Origin of the sequence: Cognatundibacterium griseum (genome assembly GCF_014284195.1) — a bacterium.
GTDB lineage: Bacteria > Pseudomonadota > Gammaproteobacteria > Burkholderiales > Burkholderiaceae_D > Undibacterium > Undibacterium griseum.
In genome coordinates, this window is the sequence record NZ_JACOGC010000001.1 from 671,529 (window position 1) to 692,592 (window position 21,064).

Consider the following 21,064-nt stretch of genomic DNA (forward strand, 5'->3'; position numbering starts at 1 on the left):
TCATATGAAACCAATTATCGCCTTGGACGCAGATGGCGTACCTCTCGACTACCACGAAGCCTATCGATATGCCTGGAACAAAGCATTTGACGTGATGCCGGCAATACGTGATCCTCAGGCCTATTGGCCTATCGACCGCTGGAATGTACGTCGACTGGTAGGAGAGGAACTGGCTCATTTTCGAGCGAGTTTCGACCAGGATTTTTGGTCAACGATTCCCGCGATTAATGGTGCGGTCGACGCCTGTCTGCGACTTCACGATGCCGGCTATGAATTGGTTTGTGTCAGCGCGATTGAATCGCAGTTCCAAGCCGCGCGCCTACAAAACTTGCGAGATTGTGGCTTCCCAATTCAGCGCGTCATAGCTACCGCTAGTACAGGCACCCACACGAGCCCTAAGGCCGCAGCACTACAGGAATTACATCCGATAGCGTTCGTCGACGACTACTTGCCCTATTTACGAGGTATCCCAAGCCACATACATTCCGCCCTCGTGCTACGCGAACCGAATGGAAGTCCGAACATCGGAGAGGACCAGGCGGTGGTCCATTCGCGACATGCCGATCTTGCTGAATTCGCAACCTGGTGGCTTGGGGCCGAACGCCGATGCAGGCCGTAATGGAGGAACGTTGGTTTATCTCAGCCGAGGTTTGACGGTGTCGGTGACTAAGCATGCCAAGATACTTGACTTCCTACAGCAATCGGCCCGTCAAAAGGGAATGGGTTTCAGTTGCCTCCACGCTGGGCTGCGTCCATGGGGTTTCGCTACGAGCTTTAATTGGCAAACGTATGTTGCTTGAAATAAACCCTCACGGCGACCATGAGGGTTTAAGGCGTACAAATTCCATTCGCCGACGCGGGTCTTCGCGGGTAATTGGTTCGGCATCGTCCTCCTTGTAATGAACCATTTTTGCTATTTAGTAGGGAGTGCCCTTTAAGAGATCCTCCATTTTCTTATGGTGTCCTTTCACTCGGTCCACTTCATATTCATACATCAGCGCATTTGCCGCAAATTTAACGCGCTCCACATCCATATCAACGGTGTTGCCGTCAACACTCCCTTGACTTGGAACGGCGTACTTGACTTCGACTAATTCGACCGTCTTTCCTGTACGAAGTGCTTCTTGGATATCGATGTCGACCGCCTTGTAGCCCGGCGTGTCGGCGTTCGCGATGTTTGACGCCAACAGCTGCTGGCGATAGGCACGAAGCGCTAACGCACGTTCGTGGAAAGCGTGGCCTCCGGCCTCGTTTTGCGATCCGGTCAATTGAAAATGCGCGGGCGGCGCGTTGGTCAGCGATTGCAATCCTGGCGTTACCGGCGACGTGTTTTTTACATTCTGCACCCCAACCGAAGGTGCCGGTGTGGCAATGGTTGTCGCAGCTTTCTCTTTGACGCGAGCCAAGGCCTCTGAAAAGGTTCCGTTAGAAATCGTAAGCGGTTTCTGCTCTCCTTTTGCGGGAGAGACGGTGCTATTCAAAGGCAAAATGGGAGTTCCTGAGAGGCGTTCCATGTAAGTCTCCAGTGAATGACGAATCCATCAAACAGGTCTATTTACTGCAATCATCAAGTTATCCAGGCCAGGTGAGTTACTCGCTCCGAGCAACTGCTCCTGGCCAAGCATTTTTTACGGAGTGACTTCTCTGGATTGCTCGGCGATTAAATCCTCTTCTTCGGCCTCGCTCCGATATGCGCGTCGGTACAGCAGTGGCAACACCAGTAAGGTCAGTGCGGTCGACGAGAGAATTCCTCCGATCACGACGGTGGCCAATGGGCGCTGCACTTCGGCGCCTGTACCGGTCGCGATCGCCATCGGTATGAACCCCAGCGACGCGACCAACGCCGTCATCAAGACAGGTCGCAGTCGAGTCAGCGCCCCGGTATGGATCGCCTGATCCAGCGACATACCTTGCTCGCGCAGGGTGCGGATAAAGGAAATCATCACCAGGCCATTCAGCACAGCGACTCCCGACAGCGCAATGAAGCCGACCGCAGCGGAAATGGAGATTGGTATCCCCCGCAACCAGAGCGCCAGGATGCCGCCGGTGAGCGCAAACGGAATGCCGCTAAACACCAGCAGCCCATCCTTCATATTGCCGAACATGATAAATAACAGCGTGAACACCAACAGCAGCGCCACCGGCACAACGACTTTCAGCCGTTCAATGGCCGACTGTAATTGCTCGAATTGGCCGCCCCATTTGATCCAATAGCCGGCCGGGATGTTGACTTGCTGCGACAAAGCCTTTTCGGCGTCGGCAACATAGGAACCGATATCGCGGCCACGCACGTTGGCGCTGACGATCACGAGACGCTTGCCATCTTCCCGACTGATCTGGTTCGGCCCCGGCGCTAGATTCAAGCTGGCCACTTCGGAGAGCGGAACGAAGTAAGCTTTGCCGTCGTTGCCGGCCGTCTTCGGCAACGCAATTGGCAATCGCTTGATCGCTTCCAGGTCAGTGCGTGCAATCTCCGGCAGCCGCACCACGATATTGAAGCGGCGATCTCCCTGGAACAGGATGCCGGCGTCTTTGCCCCCGACCGCCGTGGTGATACTGTCTTGTATGTCGGAGATATTCAAGCCATAGCGAACTGCTTTGCTGCGGTCGATATCGACCGTCAGCATCGGCAGCCCGGTCGTCTGCTCTACCTTGACGTCGGCGGCGCCGGGCGTCTTCTGCAGCGCAGCGGCGATTTTGTCGGCGGTATCGTTCAATACGGCCATATCGTCCCCGAATACTTTGACGGCGACGTCGCTGCGTACGCCGGAAATCAATTCATTGAAACGCAATTGAATCGGCTGCGAGAATTCATAGTTGCTGCCCGGAATTTTGGCTACCGCGGCAGACATCGCCGCCAGCAGTTCCTCCCGCGACTTCCTGGGCTTGGGCCACTGGTCTTCCGGTTTCAACATGACGAAGCCGTCGGAAATATTCGGCCCCTGGGCGTCCGTCGCGATTTCCGAGGTGCCGATCCGGGTGAAGACGCGCTCGATCTCCGGAAATTGCTGCACCAGCGCCGCTTCGATCTTCTGCTGCATGGCGACCGACTGCGTCAGGTTGGTGCCGGGGATGCGTAGCGCCAGCAGCGCAAAGTCGCCCTCATTCAGGCTAGGCACGAATTCGCTGCCCAATCGGGTCGTTAATAGACCGGATAACAACACCAGTGCCACTGCGGCCGTGATCACCACCAGCTTGTTCTGCATTCCTTTGGTCAGCAAAGGCCGGTAGAACTGTTTCGCCTTGCGCATCAAGACGTTTTCGGTTTCAGTGATCTTGTCGCCGATCAGCAGCGCGACTGCGGCAGGGATGAAGGTGATCGACAGAATCATGGCACCGACCAGTGCAATCACGACGGTCAGGGCCATGGGATGAAACATCTTGCCTTCCACGCCAGCGAGCGCGAAGATCGGCAGATAGACGATCATGATGATCAATTGCCCAAACAGGAGCGGCCGGCGGGCCTCCGCGGAAGCCTGAAACACCAGATGCAATCGCTCGCTGCGGCTCAACGCTGCGCCTTTCGTCTGCTGCGCGTGCGCAAGGTGTCGCACGCAGTTTTCGACAATCACGACCGCGCCGTCAATGATGATGCCGAAATCCAGCGCACCCAGGCTCAATAGATTGGCACTGACTTTGTACGTCACCATGCCGGTGAAGGTAAACAGCATTGCCAAAGGAATCACCAGGGCGGTGACGATCGCCGCGCGGATATTGCCCAGGAATAAAAAGAGAACTGCAATGACCAGCACCGCGCCTTCCACCAGGTTCTTTTTGACGGTACTGATCGCTTTATCAACCAAGACCGTGCGATCGTAGACGGTCACGGCATGGACCCCCTCTGGCAGGGTTCGATTGACCTCCGCCAGTTTCTTGCCAACTGCCTGGGATACCGCACGACTATTCTCTCCCATCAGCATGAAGACGGTTCCCAGTACCACTTCATGGCCATTTTCGGTCGCGGCGCCGGTACGCAATTCCTGGCCCAGTCCTATGGTCCCGATATCCCGCAGCCGAATCGGCACGCCCTGCACGTTAGCCAGTGCAATGTTGCCGATCTCGTCCAGCGACCGGACTTGCCCCGGCGCGCGCACCAGCAGCTGCTCGCCGCGTCTTTCAATGTAGCCGGCGCCGACATTAGTATTGTTGCGCTCCAGCGCCACCACGATGTCTTGCAAGGTTAAGCCATAGGAGGCCAGTTTCTCCAGGCTTGGAGCGACCTGGTACTCCTTGACGTAACCACCTATCGTATTGATTTCCGTCACGCCAGGAACATTGCGCAACTGCGGCTTGATGACCCAGTCCTGGATCTCGCGCAGATCGGTCGGGCTATAAGGCGTGCCGTCCGGCTTCTTGGCGCCTTGTTGCGCCTCCACCGTCCAGTAATAGATCTCGCCGAGCCCGGTAGAGATGGGGCCCAGCGCTGCGTTCACTCCTACAGGCAGACTGTCTTTGGCCTGCTGAAGGCGTTCGCTGATCAATTGCCGGGCGAAATAGATATCGGTCCCTTCCTTGAAGATAACCGTGACCTGGGACAGCCCATAGCGCGACGTCGACCTGGTCTGCTCCAGGCGCGGCAAGCCAGCCATGGCAGTCTCAACCGGATAGGTAAGCCGCTGCTCGACCTCCAGCGGAGAATAGCCTGGTGCCGCGGTATTGATCTGGACCTGGACGTTGGTGATGTCAGGCACCGCGTCAATCGGTAATTTTTGATAGCTGTAGAGGCCGAAGGCTGCCATGCCGAATACGGCCAGCAAGACCAACCAGCGCTGCTCAACGGCGAAACGGAGGATGCGTTCAAACATGATAGGGTCTCCGCTTAATCGTTGTCTTTAGCCGTGTTCTTGCCGAGATCGGCCTTCAGCACGAAGCTGCCATTGCCGGCATAGGCGCTGCCGGCTTTGAGGCCGCTGACAATCTCGGTTAGCCGGCCATCCGTTCTGCCAAGGATGACCGGTTGCGCAATAAAGCCTTGCGGCGTCCTGAGAAACACGGTCGGCTTGCCATTGAGGTCTTGCACCGCCTCTGCCGAGACGGCCACCGGTACCTCAATTTCGCTTGCCGTGACTTCGATACTGACGTAGAGGCCCGGCCGCCAAGCCATGTTGGGATTGGCGAGGGTTATCCTGGCCTTGGCGGCTCTGGTTTGGTCGCCGACGAGGGCACTGACATAGGAAACAGTGCCGCTGGCCTTGCCATCGAAAGCACTCGCTTTGACGGTGACTGATTGACCTACTCGAATCAGGTTCAGGCTATTGGCGGGTACCGTGCTGTCGGCCCAGACGGTGGAAAGATCGGAAATTGTGAAGATGTTGGCATCCTCCTTGACCGCGTCCCCCAAGGTGATATGTTTTTCAATCAGCATGCCGTCAAATGGTGCCCGGACGGCGTAGAGGTTAAGTGCGTCTGCATGGTCCTGCGTAACCCCTAGGGCATTGAGTTTTTGCTGGATATTGTGAACGCTGATCTGGGCTTCGCGCATCGCTTGTTGCGCCTGCAAGTAATCTTGTTCGGCAGAGATTTTTTCTTCCCACAGTTTCATTTCGCGCTCGTAAGTGGTGGCCGCCAGCGCCAGGCGTTTCTGCGCAGTCAGCAACTCGCTGCGCAAATCGGACAATCCCACGCTGGCGATCACCGCCAGAACCTGGCCTTTCCGTACTTGCTGCCCAAGGCTGGCCGGCACACTCTGCACCACGCCGGCAAATCGCGGCACAATGTGGCCGGTCTTGTCTTCGTTGAAATGGATCTCCCCGGGCAAGATCAGTACATCCTTAATGCGTGCCGGTCCGGCTTTCAGAATCGAGATGGCGGCCGCCTTGATTTGGGCGTCGGTCAATTCAATTTTGTTATCGTCGGATAAGGATTTCTGCGGCGCCTTATTATCAGCATCCTTGCCTGGATTTTTAGGTTTGTCGCTGTTGGCGGGGGTGACGGACTCTTTCGCCGGTTTTGTCGCGGCAGGCATGTCATCGTCGTCTACGGCGATTTGCTTGCTTCCCACAATAAGAGCGCCCAATAGGACGGTGACAACGACAATGGCGGCAATCGCGATTGCCTGCTTTTTATTCAGATTAGTTTTCATTGGGAATCTCACGGTGCGGCAAAGTGTTCAATGAGGGAGTCATCGCCCAAAATACGGTCGATCTCGGCAGCGGCATGATAGGCGTCGAGGAGTGCCCGCACATATTGGGATTTGGCTTGTAAATAGGTGCGTTGCGCGTCCAACACGTCAAGAAAGCCAAACTTGCCGAATTTGAAACCTTTGGTGGCGGCGTCATAGGCCGTTTGCGCGCCTGGCAAAATCTCTTGGCGCAAGGCTTCCGCCTCCTGGCGTGCGTTCGCGTAACGTTCGTAGGCTTGTGCGGTGTCGGTATCCACCCTTAGCCTGGATGCGGATAGTTCGTCGCGTGCCTTGTCGGTACGCCGCAACGCTTCGAACAAGTTGCCCTGGTTGCGGTCAAATAGCGGCAGCGGAACCGATACCCCTAGTACCGCCTGATTCCGCCCCAAATCTTCCGCCCGCTTGACGCCGACGCTGAGCGTCAGGTCGGGAGTGCGCTTACTCTGTTCCACCTGGACCAGCGCGATGCGCCGCTCGACCTCTATCTGGGCCCGCATCAATGCGGGGGCCTGGCCGGCGCGCGCCTGCAGTTCCGTGAGGGCTGGTAATATGGGGAGTGCCTCAAATTGGCTTTCTGCACGATCAAACCTGGGCGATGGATTGCCCCAGAGAGCGGTGAGGCGCTTGCGTGCCGTCGTCAATTCACCGTTGGCTTGATTCAATTCCAGCCGCACAGTGGCTTCTGCCACCCGCGCCTTGGTTTCGTCGACCGGCGAGATCTTGCCGGCGGCGACCCGATGGGCGGCGGCCGTCGTCGCGTGCTGCGCGAGTTCGAGCGACACCTGGCTAAGTCGTAGACGTTCCTGGGCGGCGGCGACGTCGAAAAATGCAGAAATGACGGCGGCGCGGATCTCGGCGCGTTTGGCTGCCAGGTCCGCCTGTGCCGCGTCCCGGCCGCGTTCGGCCGCTGTGATCCTCGCGTTGCGCTTGCCGCCCAGTTCCAGCGCCTGATTGACTAGGAGTGTCGTAGTGCGCGTATCCTTGCGCAGGTCTTCAACCTGGAGTGACAAGTCCGGATTAGGGCTGGCGCCGGCTTGCATGACCTGTCCCTCCGCTGCAGCGGTCTCTTGCCTGGCCGCCGACAGGTCGGGATTCGCCTGCAATGCCAGCCTCAGTGCCGCCGTCAGAGTCAGTGGCGCAGCCGGTTCAATGACATTAGGGGTAAGCGCTTGGGGGGCAGCCGCAAACGATGCTGCCTGGACATTAGATAATGAAACGAAGATGACGGTGGCTACGGCTAAGACGCTACAGGCAGCCGGCACCAGTGGACGCAGCGACCCCAATAGAGGTCGGGCGTCCCGAAAAAATGCTAGGGACATGGTTATTCTCTGTCAAAATTCAAAATGACGTGACAATACGAGCGCAATGCGCTCAATTCACGGGAAAATTTGAAACTAGGACAAAGAAAGGGGCGGAGGACGTTCGGCGGGGATCGCAGTTACGGACACAAAGGATGGCTCCTCTGCGAAATAGGCGGTGCGCTCGCTGGCAACGGCGACGACTAAATTATGCCGGGGCATGTCGACAAAATTCGTCAACGATTGGTAGATGCTGCCTGAGGAGTGGCTGACGAGAGACTCTTGTTTCAACCGCGTGGATTCTGCATCTGCTTGTGCCGTGTCCAGGGTGCTAATCATACTCTGGAGTGCCGCTTGCTCCTCCAGAATCTCGTCGACAAACGGCCAATCGCCAATGCTGAGGATGAAACTCAGCAAAAGGATGTAATTGGCGATGCGGAAGATTTTCATGATTGGCGGAGTATAACATGCGTAAAAAAATGGATCAATTGAAAATATTCTACGCATCCGCCGATTCCGAACGGGCGATATTTCTTGATCAGGCCTATTTTACGGCTGTGTCGGTCGGGAGCCACCCGTCTTCGCAGAATTAGCCGTCTACCTTTTGGGTATGGCGGTATTGGCCGACCATCCCAGGCCGACGAGGGCAACCGCGCAAAAGGCAGCGCCTGCATAAAACGTGAACGACGCCCCGAGCCTATCCCATAACAGGCCGGCCAACACGCTCGCCAGCAACATGGCTAGGCCACTGACCAGATTAAAGAATCCATACGCGGTACCGCGTAAGTCGGCCGGAGCTGTATCGGCAACCATGGTCGCCAATAAGCCTTGTGTCATGCCCATATGGACGCCCCACAGTGCGACGCCGGCCAACAGAATTCCCCAGTGATTGTTGGCTGCCAAGACCAGATCGGCTGCAATCAGGACGACCAGGCCGAGCGCCAGCAGCCTGGTATGACTCATCCGGTCGGAGAGCTTGCCGAATGGGTACGCCGATACCGCGTAGACCAGATTCATTGCCACCATCACCAGCGGCACCAAGGCGATGGGGATGCCAGCTTGTTGCGCGCGCAGCACTAGGAATGCTTCGCTGAACCGGGCCAGCGTGAACACAGCGCCGACGCCGACTACCCGCCAATATGGTGCCCCGAGCCTCGCCAGGTTCCTGCGATGTATAGGATTGGTCCGTTTGTGATCCTGGCGGGGTTCTGGCTCCTGCACGCCGAACCACAGCAGCGCGACCGCCATCAGCCCGGGAATTACGGCCACCCAAAACACCGCACGGAAATCGTTGGCCCATAACAGCATCAGGCCGACCGCCAACAGCGGCCCAAGGAAGGCTCCTATCGTGTCAATGGATTGCCGCAAGCCAAACGCGGCGCCACGCAAATGCGCGGGTGCGATGTCCGCGACCAGCGCATCCCTTGGTGCCCCGCGTATGCCTTTGCCGACTCGGTCCAGCAGGCGCGCGGTCAACACGATGCCGGTCGTGGACGCTATGGCAAACAGCGGTTTGGTAAGAGCACCCATCGCGTAGCCGAATATGGCCAAGCCTTTGCGCTTGCCGAGATAGTCACTGAGTGAGCCGGAGAATACTTTGACGATCAAGGCCGTGGATTCGGCCAATCCTTCCACCAGGCCCACTGCCAGAGCGCTGGCCCCCAAAGCCGTGACCATGAATAAGGGTAGCAGGCTGTGAATCATTTCCGAGGAAATGTCCATCAGCATGCTGACAAAGCCGAGTACCCAGACGCCGGGGGGAATCTGACCTAATGTGGACTTCGCTGTAGTGAGTTTTCCCAACTGAATGCCTCCACGGCGTAAAGATACTGCAATTATGAACCATGACGCACATCACCCCAGCACTAAACTGCTTTTCCTGGAGCGATGGCCTGACGAAGAGTGCACTAAATGACCTTGAACTGAAATTGTGTGACGTTGTGCTGGGCAAATTAAAGTCGGTTGCATAGACGTAGTGAAGACCCCTAAAATTGGGTCTAGCCAGCCCCGGACCCGAAACAATAGACATGATCTACCAACTAGATAAAATTTTTTTGGAAAACAGGTTTCAGCAAGACTTGAACGACGTGGCCACGGAGTTAGTCGGCCTATTTTCTCTGCGGCACGCCAGGGAGGTGGCCCATCTGGACAATCCACTCCTTCGATGGCTCGATTTCCGGTTAAGGTACGTTGACCCCATCCCGAGAAAGGTAGTGTATTCGGATAAATTTCCCAAGCGCCTGCCGGTAAGCGCCAGGAAGGCGCTCAAGAATTTGGAAAGATTGATTTGTCACGGCAAGGACATCAACTGCTACCAGGGCAAAGGTTTGATCAAACATCACGATGTCAGCGGCGCAAAGCGTCAATTCAGGACTGATTTTCTGTGGGCCGACTGGAATATTTTGCACTTTCACCTCAGCGACGAGCCGATCCCTCGGGGGGAGTTTTTCTCTCAACCAGCCGACTGGATTCTTTTTTGCATAGTAGGAGGCGATGCCGTCGCCTTCGTCGATGTGTTACCGCACCCCAAAGGAGACGGCTTTGCCGATCCAGACTTACTGCACACCGTCGCCCGGAGTTGGCCAAGGTATTTTGATCAGTTCCGCGTGAAAGGGATTCATGCGGACACGCCTCTATCTGCCCAGCGAATTCATCAAGCCCGTAAAGGCGGGGTGGCGCAATTTTTCTCGATTGGAAAATCTGCCTATATAGGACCTGGCATGGGCATCACATCCGCCTCGACCGCACTAAAGACAACGCTTGCACTCGATCGTGCGCGCGACCATGTTCGCTCATTGGCGGAATTGGTGTGCCTGGAAGGTAGTCAATTTCAATCTGAAACGCTGGCCTCCAGTGTGCAGAACCCAGAATTTTCTCTCTGCATGACGATACAGGGGCTTGCTGTTTTTGAGGCGGTTTCCAGTCGGGCTTTCCTGCTGCCAACATCAAGGCCAGAGATACCGCTGAGTTTTCTGACTGAGCTGAGAGAGTTACTGATGCCCGACTGGGTACTTCACTTTATCAAGACGATAGAGCCCTTAAAAGTCGCAACATCAGTCTTTCAGGCGCCAGCCTGAGTGGCCGTGCTTCATTCCCGCTGAAGAAAAAGGCGGGTACGCCTGATAAAGGTGTTCCTGAGGTGCATCTTGGCTTCCATTCTGCTGATCATCGTAGCGGGCTCACTGCCGCACCGCCCCCCAAATTGCATGGCTGGGAGTAGCTCGATCTGAGTTTAGTTGCTCAGCATCACCTTGGGATCATTTCTTTATTGACAGGAAACTTATCTTTGGTGCAATGTTCTTGTCTAGCAAAATTCAACACATTGCCGATAAAGGGGAAATGTAGTGAGCAGCTTGCATGAAACGGCCTATCCGCGTCTTAATGCTGAGATTACAGAGCGGGAGCTGTTAACGTTATTTACGCCCACACCGGCAGAGATTGCCTTTGTCTCTGAACGGTACCGTCAGGCGCCAACCCGCGCGATGCTGTTGATTCTCTTAAAACTGCTGCAGCGCCTCGGAAACTTTATTCCCGCGACCGAGATACCTGCGCCAATTATTGAGCATGTTTGCAATCACCTAGGCGTCCGTCCGATCTTGAAACGCGCCGTTGTCAAATACGAGCAATCAGGCAGTAAATGGCTGCATCAGAAATTCCTGCGAACCTACGTCGATATCCGGCAGTTTGAAGTGACCGACCACGAGTGGATGGATGGCATCGCTCTACAGGCCGCGCATACCAAGCAAGAATTATCCGATATTATCAATGTGATGATCGAAGAGTTGGCGCACCATCGCTTTGAACTGCCCAGCTTCGCGTTTCTACTGCGCGTTGCCACCCGGATGCGCAAAACCTACAACGACCAGGTATACAAGCGCCTAGCTGGCGAACTCTCCGAGGAACAACGCTTCCGGATTGACGAGTTGCTTTCCCATAGAGGGGCTCGTACTCGGTGGGATCGATTAAAGCGCGAACCAAAACAACCCGGTGTGCGAGAGATCGCAAGCTTCCTGCAGCATATCCAGGACCTAACGATGTTGGGCGAGGGCCTTCCAGCCGGCGACTTCCTATCAGTCCCGAAACGCACGCAGTTGGTTACCGAGGCCAGAGCACTGGATATTTCTGAAATGCTCGAACTCAAGCCTGCCAAACGCTATTCGCTCACGGTATTGCTCATCCAAGCCCAGTTGCAAAAGGCGATGGATGATATCGCCGAAATATTCGTCAAGGCGGTGCGCAACATGCATCACGTCGCAGAAGATAGGCTACGTGAGTACCGGCTGCAGCACGCCGAACAAACAGAACGCCTCATCAGCCAGTTTCGAGATGTGCTGACTGCGTTGCAAAATGAGGCGCCTGACAAGGAGCGCCTGGCACTAATAGAGCAAGTGCTGGATGGCGATCCCGAGCCCTGGATTATTCGTTGCGACGAACACATGGCCTATGCAGGCAATAACTATTATCCCTTCATATTGCAGCCATATCGCGCTAAGCGGGCGCTGTTATTTCAATGCCTGGATGTATTGGCCTTGAAGTCTAGCTCACAAGACGAATCGCTGTTGCGGGCATTGCAATGGATGCGCCAGTTCCGGTCAAGCCATCGTGAATATGTCTTGGTGAACGCCGACGAGTTGGACATCGCATCGCTGGACTGGATTTCGGAGAAGTGGCAACGCCTGATTGTTGGCAAAGAACAGCCGTCAGGTGCTGACAAGATCATTCATCGGAAATATTTCGAGCTCTGTGTGTTTTCTCAGATTATGCAAGAGCTTAAGTCCGGCGACGTGTATGTTGAGCACAGTGACCAATATGACGACTATCGCGTACACCTTATTAGTTGGGAGGAGTGCCGCAAGGAGATTATGAACTATGGCAAGTTAGTGGACCTGCCGATGGACTCAGAAAAATTCGTCGATAAATTACGTGACGACTTGAGCGAGATTGCCCGCCAGGTAGATGAGCGCTTCCCAGACAATGAGCACGTGGATTTTTCTGAGTCTGGCTTGATCATCCGCCGCACCGAGCGTCAGCAACCGCCTCCAAACCTGGAAGTCATTGACCAGGCCATTACTGAGCATATGGAGCCGGCGAGTATCCTGGATATTTTGACCGAGACCGAACAATGGCTGGATCTGCATAGCATTTTTGGCCCGCTGTCCGGGTTCGAGTCAAAGATTGACGATCCACGTAAGCGCTTCATCTCAACACTTTTCTGTTACGGCTGCAACCTGGGGCCCACGCAAACCGCCCGTTCCTTGAAGGGCTTGAGCCGAAAACAGGTCGCGTGGCTAAATTTGCGCCATGTGACGGAGGAGCGGCTGGAGAAGGCTTTGGTGAAAGTCATCAACTCTTACAATCGTTTCGCCTTGCCGCGCTACTGGGGCACTGGAAAGAGTGTATCGGCTGACGGCACCAAATGGAACGTGTACGAGCAAAACTTGCTGTCGGAATATCATATCCGCTATGGCGGGTATGGTGGCATTGGTTACTACCATGTGTCCGACATGTACATTGCTCTGTTCAGTCACTTCATTCCGTGTGGTGTCTACGAAGCAGTGCATATCTTAGACGGCCTGATCAAGAACGAATCCGATGTCCAACCTGATACAGTCCACGGCGATACGCAGGCGCAAAGTGCTCCGGTATTCGGCTTGGCCTATCTGCTAGGAATCAACCTGATGCCACGGATCCGGAATATTAAGGAACTTACGTTCTTCCGGCCGGACAAACAAGAGCAGTATCCCCACATTAACGGTCTGTTCCGCGGTAATATCGATTGGGAACTGATCGAATTGCATTATCCTGACATGCTGCGTGTCGCTATCTCGATCAAGGCCGGCAAAATCACACCTTCCATGATATTGAGGCGACTTGGTACCTATAGCCGCAAGAACAAATTGTATTTCGCCTTTCGTGAGCTTGGGCGCGTCATCAGAACGCAGTTTTTGCTCAAGTACATCAACGACGTAGAACTCAGGCGCACTATCCATGCAGCTACCAATAAGAGCGAGGAGTTCAATAATTTTACGAAATGGCTATTCTTTGGCGGCGATGGCATTATCGCGGAAAATATCCGCCATGAGCAGCGCAAGGTGATCAAATACAATCATCTGGTCGCCAATATGGTGATCCTCAATAATGTGCAATGGATGTCCCGTAAATTGAAGGACATGCAATCCAAAGGCTATCCAGTCGACGAGGACGTACTGAAGGGATTGTCGCCTTACCGTTTCAGCCATATCAATCGATACGGTGATTACACGCTCGATCTGAATAAAAAAGGTGCGCCGATCGATTACAAGATAGACTTTAGGCGGCACTAGCCAGCGCGGGTGGCAGTCTGCACCGCGAATCAAGAAAAGGGGAAAAAGTGGACGAATGGAAAGACGAAGACCGTTTAAAAATGTACGTCGCCATCGCCGAAACTTCGCGCAAATGGGTCTCCGTTATGGATACAAAGGCTGGATTCCTGTCGGCGTTGAATGCGGCTTTGCTGGCGTTTATCTGGACTGGCGCACGCTTGCTAGAGTGTGGTCCGTGGTCGAAAGGGTTCGCCTTGACTGCTTCGTCACTGGCCATCTTATCCTTGCTCTTTTCCTTATTAACGGTTATCCCGCGCGGGTCGCTTGCCCAGATTTTTGGTGCTGAGTCCCGCTACATCAACGATTTCAAACCGATTTCGTTTTACGGTTACGTGGCAGAATATTATCCTAAGGGCCACGAAAACAAATTTATTGAGGACGTCCTGGCACTTAGCCCCACAAAACTGTGCCACGAGGTGCTGGAGCAGCACTACACTATCAGCCACGGGTTGAAAATTAAATCTAACTGGGTGGAGCGTGCAGGGTGGCTTTTGGTCGGCGGTTTAGCGCTGACCGCACTGGCGCTGCTGGCTAAATTTGCTGATTTCTGATCCGAACTTTTAAGGAGTTCCCTTGGCGTTACGAGACGATTTACACGCACAAGTCGCCAAAATCTTTCGCGAGGTCTGGACTATGCGCGATGGCCAAGTGGTACCGGCCAATGCAGATGTTGGCCTCGGCAACGACGCCGTCAAGCTCAATGCAACCGTTCTCTATGCCGACTTGGCCGATTCTACGTTGCTTGTAGACAGACATATACCCGCATTTGCGGCCGAGGTATATAAGACTTTTCTGCACTGTGCGGCAAAAATCATCGTCAATGAGGGTGGTGAAATCACAGCGTATGACGGCGATCGCGTCATGGCTGTTTTTCTGGGGCATGGGAAGAATGTTGCGGCCATACGAGCTGCGATGCAAATCAACTTTGTGGTCAAAAATGTGATTGCCCCAACGATGGCGGTGCAATACAACACTACCAATTACACGTTGAAACACGTGATCGGGGTCGATACCAGCGACTTATTCGTGGCGCGCACCGGCGTGCGCGGGGCCAACGATCTGGTCTGGGTTGGGCGAGCTGCAAATCACGCTGCAAAGTTAGCAGCACTTCCGGACACCTATCAGACTTACGTTACAAAAGCCGTATTTGACCAAGTCCCAGATTTTTTTAAATATTCTGAGGTAGGGGCTGCTATCTGGGAACCAGCAACATGGAACACATTCGATAACAGTATCGTCTATCGGACCACATGGGGCCAGATAGTCTTGTAGCAGGGTAGCTGGGAATGAAGTTGCTGCGGCAAAAAAATAGAAATTCCCAAATTAAATCATATAGTTAAGCCAGTTTCTGCGGAATTTTAAGGAATCCCGGCCGACCCTCTTTTTGTCCCAATAACGGTCTTTGACCGACCTTGTTCCACCTCCGATCCTGACGGTTACGGCACGTTTTCGTACCACTTGCTGCATGGGAGAAGTTGGAGGTCTGAATACAAGGTCAAGGTGTGCTGTTCGGGCAGATCGTTGCTGTTTTCAGCATCGTGATTGCCGGTGTGTGGGGAGCCACACAATGGACAGCCGCCGCCCTGAGCTACCAGCTACGCCTTGGCTCGCCCTGGTTCGATTTCTTGGCACACCGGTCTATTACCCCTGGCGGCTGTTCGATTGGTGGTTCTTCTTCGATGCCTACGCGCCACATGTCTTCGACATCGGCGGTGCGATCGCAGGCGGCAGCGGTTTGGTCGCCGTCCTAGTTGCCATCGGCATGTCGGTGTGGCGTTCGCGTCAATCGAAGCTGGTCACGACCTACGGCTCAGCGCGCTGGGCCGATGCCACCGACATCCGCAAAGCTGGCCTGAACCAGCCTGCCGGTGTTTTTCTCGGGTTGCATGACGGGCAGTGCCTGCGACACGAAGGACCGGAACACGTTCTGACCTTTGCCCCGACATGATCCGGCAAGGGCGTCGGCCTCGTGGTGCCGACACTTCTTTCCTGGCCCGCGTCTGCCGTCGTTCACGACATCAAAGGCGAGAACTGGCAGATCACCGCCAGCTGGCGCGCACGCTTTTCGCACTGCCTGCTGTTCAATCCCACAGATGCGAAGTCAGCGGCCTACAACCCGCTACTGGAGGTCCGGCGCGGTGCGCATGAAGTACGAGACGTGTAGAACATCGCCGACATTCTGGTCGATCCCGAAGGCGCACTGGAGCGCCGCAACCATTGGGAAAAGACTTCGCACGCGCTGCTGGTCGGCGCCATCCTGCATGTGCTCTATGCGGGTGAAGACAAGACGCTGCGCGGCGTCGCCAACTTCCTGTCCGACCCGGCATGTCCGTTCGAGCTGACGTTGCATCGGATGATGACAACGTGGCACCTCGGCGATGCCCCACATCCCGTTGTCGCCTCGGCCGCGCGCGAAGTGCTCAACAAGAGCGACAACGAGCGTTTGGGCGTGCTGTCCACGGCCATGTCTTTTCTCGGCCTGTACCGCGACCCCACGGTGGCCGAAGTCACCTCGCGCTGCGATTGGCGCATCGCCGACCTGATTTCATCAGCGCATCCGGTGTCGCTGTACCTGGTTGTGCCGCCGTCCGACATCAGGCGCACCAAGCCACTGGTGCGCCTGATCCTCAACCAGATTGGCCGTCGGCTCACCGAATCGCTCCACGGTAGTGATGGCATCGTGCGCCGCCACAAGCTGCTGCTGATACTCGATGAGTTTCCGGCGCTGGCATTCATTGCCGGTTACGGCATTCGCAGCTTCCTGATCGCCCAGTCGCTCAACCAGATCGACAAAGCCTGCGGCCAGAACCATTCCATCCTCGACAACTGCCATGTCCGGGTGACGTTCGCCACCAACGACGAACGCACCGCCAAGCGCATCTCCGAAACCTTGGGTACCGCGACCGAGCTACGCGCGTAGCGCAACTACGCCGACCACCGGCTCGCGCCGTGGCTGGGGCACCTGATGGTGTCGCGGAAGGAAACAGCACGGTCACTGCTCACCCCTGGCGAGGTGATGCAGCTTCCACCCGATGAGGCCGTGGTGATGGTGTCCAGCGTGGCACCGATCAAGGCGAAGAAGCTGCGCTACTACGCCGACGTGAACTTCAAGCAGCGCGTACTGCCGCCGCCCGTGCTCGCAGCCAGTCGCTACGCCGATGCACCGCCGTTGCGGCCCGACGACTGGAGTGGTCTGGTAATCCCCTCCGTACCAACCGCACCCGCCGCCGCGGCCCTGGCCGACAGCGAAGCCAGCGCCGCCGATGACGGTGGACCGCGCCGTCAGCCAGAGCTGTCCGAAGTCGCCGAGTACCACCCTGAACAGGAGTCATCGAGCAACGACTTGCCGCTGCCGCTTCCCCGCCAGCTCGACCCGGCCATGCAGCGCACGGCCCGGCTGGCATCCCTCGATCCTGACGACGGAATCCAGCTATGAGCCAATACCGCCTCAACCTGTTCATTCCGCCAGAACATGAAGTGAGTTGGTCATGAGCTGACCCGCCCGCTGCAGTGCTCTCAGGCTTGCTGTCGCGATGCACCTATGTGGCGTTTGGTCCGTAGGGCGCCAAGTACGCACGGCGGCTGGAATCTAGCCTAACTCATTGCCCCATATAGCCTTTAGCGTTGCTGTCCGGCTGCACAATAAGCTTGACAGCGGACATTTTTTATTTGGATATGCGAATTTCTTATTTACTTGGGCTGTATTGAAAATGCTAAAAAACTTAATCTATATTATTCTCATTTGCCTTATTTTCTCTGTCCAATTTAGATAAAAATAAATGTCATAATTCAAAATTAGAAAATAACAACAAGACCGTTGTGATATACATCCAAGCACCGAACACACACTACAGCGCCGGTTTTATTTTATATTTCTCGGACGCCCAAGCCGAATTTGTTGTTCAAATGGAAATCCCCCGCGCCGTATCATTCTGGTTTTTGAAGACTGCCGCGGTTTAAAAGACTGCCCAAGCTTGCACAAATACGCCAAAACATAATCCTGCAGATGACGACGCAAGTCTGTCTCACTCCAGTGGATCACCCCGATCCCACATATCCCCCTGATTTTGAACTCCTCGATATTCTGGTTGCAATTCCAATAACTTCCTTGTCCCATCGTCACTTCATTGCACCAGTATTCCCCGATCTGTTGAGCATGATGCACATGCGACGTCCCTCGCCGCAGAGAGCCATTAAAAAACAGCAGAACATGAAAATGAATTCCCCGTTCTATGCCGTATTCTGTTTTGAGGATATAACCGATGTTGCTCTTGAATAACTGGTTGTTCCGCCGATTATTCAAGAAGCGCTCCATATCCGACATGGCCTTTGATAAGGTAATTTGTCGTGTATAGATCTTCTGATAACTGAGATCCAGCCTTAACACAATAATCCGGTCATTTCTGTCAAATAGCGCATCGATATACCGGGCGTAATCCCGGTAACGCTTGTCTGCCTCCCGTTGAGCGATACGTACGGCTTCTCTAAAGTGTTCCGTTTGACAATACTGCCTGAGTCGAACAAGGAGTTCATTACATTGCTGAATGGTGCTCAAAAAACAAGCTGGTAACAGACGGACTTCCTGACTGCATACGATGAATGCCTCAATACAAGGGCTATAGACGTATTCATTGGGTAATTTAGCGATCACATCCAGATACCGATCGATATCGACTCGAACCATAGCCATATCGGAATCAGTCATCGATTCTTTTTTAGCAAGTGCTTGTACCCATGCCTGCAAATCGTCAAGACACTCAGAATCAAGACTGAGTCCTTGGTAGCCATTACTGACATTCGTCACTGGTTCTTGATCGTCAAATGATCCGTTACCTTGTTGCTGTAAAGAATCAAGTTGGAATGGTTTACGGGATTGCATAGTGTTGTTTCTTTCAAAAAATAACCTGCTGCCCATAACAGGCGCGCAGGCAATATCCTCATCCTCGACAACAAGTCATGGATAAGTGAGATGTACAGGGTTGTGAAATGCCCGGTCGTCAGTACCGAGCTGGATGGCTTGTTGTGAGAGCGTCAGACAAAGAAGGCATGCGTGCTTCACTGCCTGCTATGCTGCAGTCGTCAATGGCGAATTGCTGTGCTTTGCTGCGAGAGCGTTTATTCGACTTGGGTAAAACGAGAAAGAGATGATGAAGCGAGTGAGAGGAGGGACTTAGCTGTTTGATTGGTTTATGTCAGATCATGGATAGTCAGGACTCCTTCATTGTTATTTCATTTCTATCGGATGGATGCTCTCATGTGTTTATGTCTTATCGGATACTGCATATTGCAGAGTCGTCTGCTAATTGACAGCTAAACACGATGTGTATTGCCTTCACTTTATTCCCTTCAATTTAATTGGCTTCACTTTAATTAATTCCATTTAAATTAACTTATTTTAATCCTATTTAAATAACATAAATAACCGAAATTCTTACCCGTAAGAAATCATCGCTAGATTGGCTTAGCGAGTCAATTTGTGGGAGCTAGTACGGGTTATCTTGTGAAACGCGTTATACAAAGTTATTTCCGAAAAAAAACAGCAAAAGATGTCCGGAGATTCCTAATTCGAGCCGTGAGAAGACAATCGGCTTGCTGCAATCCGTCCGGCAATCCAGGCATCGATTTCAGACGCAATCCAGGCAACGCTGCCTTTACCGGCGGCAGACAACGAGACCGGCTTCGGAAAGCTCGGGTCGTATTGCTTGCATTGCGGATTCATTCTGCCGTAAATGCTGCTGCGTTTCAGGCCGGTCATCAGCTCAACTTGTTGACGACGAAGTAATTGAGGGTGGGGTAAATTTTGCATGGTGTCATTTCCTTGTAGGGGTGAGAAATGCAGCGGACAACAGTCATCTGCACACCATGAACTGAACCAATAATTTTTTACTGGAAGTGGTTGGTTATCAATCCTGAAAGACCAGACTGCAAAGATCCACACCTAAGAACCGACCCGGAATTGCCTGAACAGCAGCACCAAGACAATTCCAACAACGAATTGCAGGCGTAACGATATCCGCCGCCTGCGATTTCTCCCCGGTCAAATAGACTTGCGCTAAACTCCCCGATACAGCAATGACATGAGTTGTTTAGTGAATGTGTTTGGCAATTTACCCCTTGGCTCGCCGAGCATGTGCACACGTCCTGCATGAAGATCTTGCTTAAGGAATGGCTGGTGGCATTACGCGCTGATCACATACCTTGCGCTATTATCCGGACGATCCTCATCGCCAGAGCCAAACACCACAGTAATTCACTCTGAACTACTATCTATAATTATTCTAAAAATACTCTAGAATAAATCTATAACTAATCTTGAATAACTCTATAAATTATCTTAAATTGATTGATAAGAAATTGCTTTATTGGATGAATGCGATAAATTTAATTGTTTTTTAATTAATCTAGGATCGAATGATGGCCGTTACCATTGACAGAAAAATCATTGACTCCAAGTACAAAGACCCTGAGGAAAGACGAAGGGATATCTGGTTGTGGCTTTGGTTGGATGGCCGGAGGGGGCAGCTCGATGACGAGCGGCAAATCGGAGAATGTTTGAGTCCTTGCATGAAATCGGAATTGAAAGATGTGCTTGAACAAAATCCTAGGCTGAATAGTCGAGCCGCAACAGCTCAGGGAGCATCTTTGCTTCCGGTCGAGGTTCTGGAGTGGATATCCGCTAATAAAAGGCAGCTAGCCTGGATAGCAACATATTTACGGCGGAATTATCAATGTCAATTTGAGAAATCTCCAGCCCAATTACAAGGTCGTGATTTAATCATTGCGGCGATCGATATTTGGGATATTTCCTTAGAAACCAAATTGAAAGAAGTCCATCGCATTGAGCGAGACTGGAAAAAACATTGTGAAGCAGATGATATTTTTGAATGGTTCAATGACAAGGATGCAGTGATCCGGTGTGAAGTGGCGTGGGAATGGCTAAAAGAAAAAGAGAGAGGGTTTTATAGAAGTCAGTCAGAAACCCCCAATCTTGAAAACTTACTCATGTTTTACGATGAGTCGGGATACAGTGATTCCAAAAAGAAACTCGATGTGATAGCCATTAAGCAACGATATACGCAGCGAAGATACCGGGAGAAACATGATGGTAAGAAACAATGTAATTTATTGCTATCAGTGCAAGGAATACGTACGTTAGATCATTTGGCTGAGAAGTATGCGTTGAGCAAGTCACAGCTCATCGAGAGTTTGATTAAAATGGAGGTTGAGCAAGGTCTGCTTTCGTCCAAAAAAATAAACGGATAAATTCTCGTTCTTTGACTTAC

Annotated in this window: 14 protein-coding genes and 1 pseudogene; 7 read left to right on the top strand and 8 right to left on the bottom strand. The window is 53.5% G+C overall.

From position 1 onward, the window contains the following. Positions 1 to 4: 4 nt before the first annotated feature. Positions 5 to 619 (top strand): HAD family hydrolase, encoded by a 615-nt coding sequence (locus tag H8K27_RS03040; RefSeq protein ID WP_186861713.1) that lies wholly within the window; start codon positions 5 to 7, stop codon positions 617 to 619. A gap of 298 nt (positions 620 to 917) precedes the next feature. Here the strand turns inward: H8K27_RS03040 and H8K27_RS16690 are convergent, their stop codons facing one another. The 6 genes from H8K27_RS16690 to H8K27_RS03070 form a co-directional block, all read right to left on the bottom strand. After that, a complete protein-coding gene (locus H8K27_RS16690) occupies positions 918 to 1,514 on the bottom strand; it encodes a flagellar basal body rod protein FlgB (protein ID WP_186861714.1) in 597 nt (198 codons plus the stop codon). Between the two features lie 114 nt (positions 1,515 to 1,628). Then, positions 1,629 to 4,805 (bottom strand): efflux RND transporter permease subunit, encoded by a 3,177-nt coding sequence (locus H8K27_RS03050; RefSeq protein ID WP_186861715.1) that lies wholly within the window; start codon positions 4,803 to 4,805, stop codon positions 1,629 to 1,631. A 14-nt stretch (positions 4,806 to 4,819) separates the two neighbouring features. Then, the gene (locus H8K27_RS03055) at positions 4,820 to 6,082 is read right to left on the bottom strand and encodes an efflux RND transporter periplasmic adaptor subunit (RefSeq protein WP_186861716.1); all 1,263 of its coding nucleotides are present in this window, start codon (positions 6,080 to 6,082) and stop codon (positions 4,820 to 4,822) included. An 8-nt stretch (positions 6,083 to 6,090) separates the two neighbouring features. After that, positions 6,091 to 7,395, bottom strand: a complete 1,305-nt coding sequence (locus H8K27_RS03060) for a TolC family protein (RefSeq protein WP_230418901.1) — start codon at positions 7,393 to 7,395, stop codon at positions 6,091 to 6,093. Positions 7,396 to 7,515: 120 nt separating this feature from the next. Next, positions 7,516 to 7,869, bottom strand: coding sequence for a hypothetical protein (locus H8K27_RS03065; RefSeq protein WP_186861718.1), 354 nt, complete (start codon positions 7,867 to 7,869; stop codon positions 7,516 to 7,518). Positions 7,870 to 8,016: 147 nt separating this feature from the next. Next, a complete protein-coding gene (locus H8K27_RS03070) occupies positions 8,017 to 9,147 on the bottom strand; it encodes an MFS transporter (RefSeq protein ID WP_186862007.1) in 1,131 nt (376 codons plus the stop codon). Positions 9,148 to 9,446: 299 nt separating this feature from the next. On the opposite strand from H8K27_RS03070, the gene H8K27_RS03075 reads away from it, so the two are divergent. The 5 genes and pseudogenes from H8K27_RS03075 (at position 9,447) to H8K27_RS03095 (ending at position 17,217) form a co-directional block, all read left to right on the top strand. Then, complete coding sequence (locus tag H8K27_RS03075) at positions 9,447 to 10,496, top strand: hypothetical protein (protein ID WP_186861719.1); 1,050 nt, start codon at positions 9,447 to 9,449, stop codon at positions 10,494 to 10,496. Positions 10,497 to 10,763: 267 nt separating this feature from the next. Then, a complete protein-coding gene (locus H8K27_RS03080; protein WP_186861720.1) occupies positions 10,764 to 13,742 on the top strand; it encodes a Tn3 family transposase in 2,979 nt (992 codons plus the stop codon). A 47-nt stretch (positions 13,743 to 13,789) separates the two neighbouring features. Beyond that, entirely contained in the window at positions 13,790 to 14,332 is a 543-nt protein-coding gene (locus H8K27_RS03085) for a hypothetical protein (RefSeq protein ID WP_186861721.1), read from the top strand. 22 nt (positions 14,333 to 14,354) lie between these two features. Further along, positions 14,355 to 15,053: an adenylate/guanylate cyclase domain-containing protein gene (locus tag H8K27_RS03090; protein WP_186861722.1), complete on the top strand. Its 699-nt coding sequence runs from the start codon at positions 14,355 to 14,357 to the stop codon at positions 15,051 to 15,053. 215 nt (positions 15,054 to 15,268) lie between these two features. Then, a pseudogene (locus H8K27_RS03095) lies at positions 15,269 to 17,217 on the top strand (conjugal transfer protein TraG). A gap of 426 nt (positions 17,218 to 17,643) precedes the next feature. Here the strand turns inward: H8K27_RS03095 and H8K27_RS03100 are convergent. Both H8K27_RS03100 and H8K27_RS03105 read right to left on the bottom strand, forming a co-directional pair. Further along, on the bottom strand, positions 17,644 to 18,660 hold the full coding sequence (locus tag H8K27_RS03100) for a YagK/YfjJ domain-containing protein (RefSeq protein WP_186861723.1): 1,017 nt from the start codon (positions 18,658 to 18,660) through the stop codon (positions 17,644 to 17,646). 681 nt (positions 18,661 to 19,341) lie between these two features. After that, positions 19,342 to 19,587, bottom strand: coding sequence for a helix-turn-helix transcriptional regulator (locus H8K27_RS03105; RefSeq protein WP_186861724.1), 246 nt, complete (start codon positions 19,585 to 19,587; stop codon positions 19,342 to 19,344). A gap of 605 nt (positions 19,588 to 20,192) precedes the next feature. On the opposite strand from H8K27_RS03105, the gene H8K27_RS03110 reads away from it, so the two are divergent. After that, positions 20,193 to 21,044 (top strand): ribbon-helix-helix domain-containing protein, encoded by an 852-nt coding sequence (locus tag H8K27_RS03110; protein ID WP_186861725.1) that lies wholly within the window; start codon positions 20,193 to 20,195, stop codon positions 21,042 to 21,044. The last annotated feature ends 20 nt before the right edge of the window (positions 21,045 to 21,064 follow it).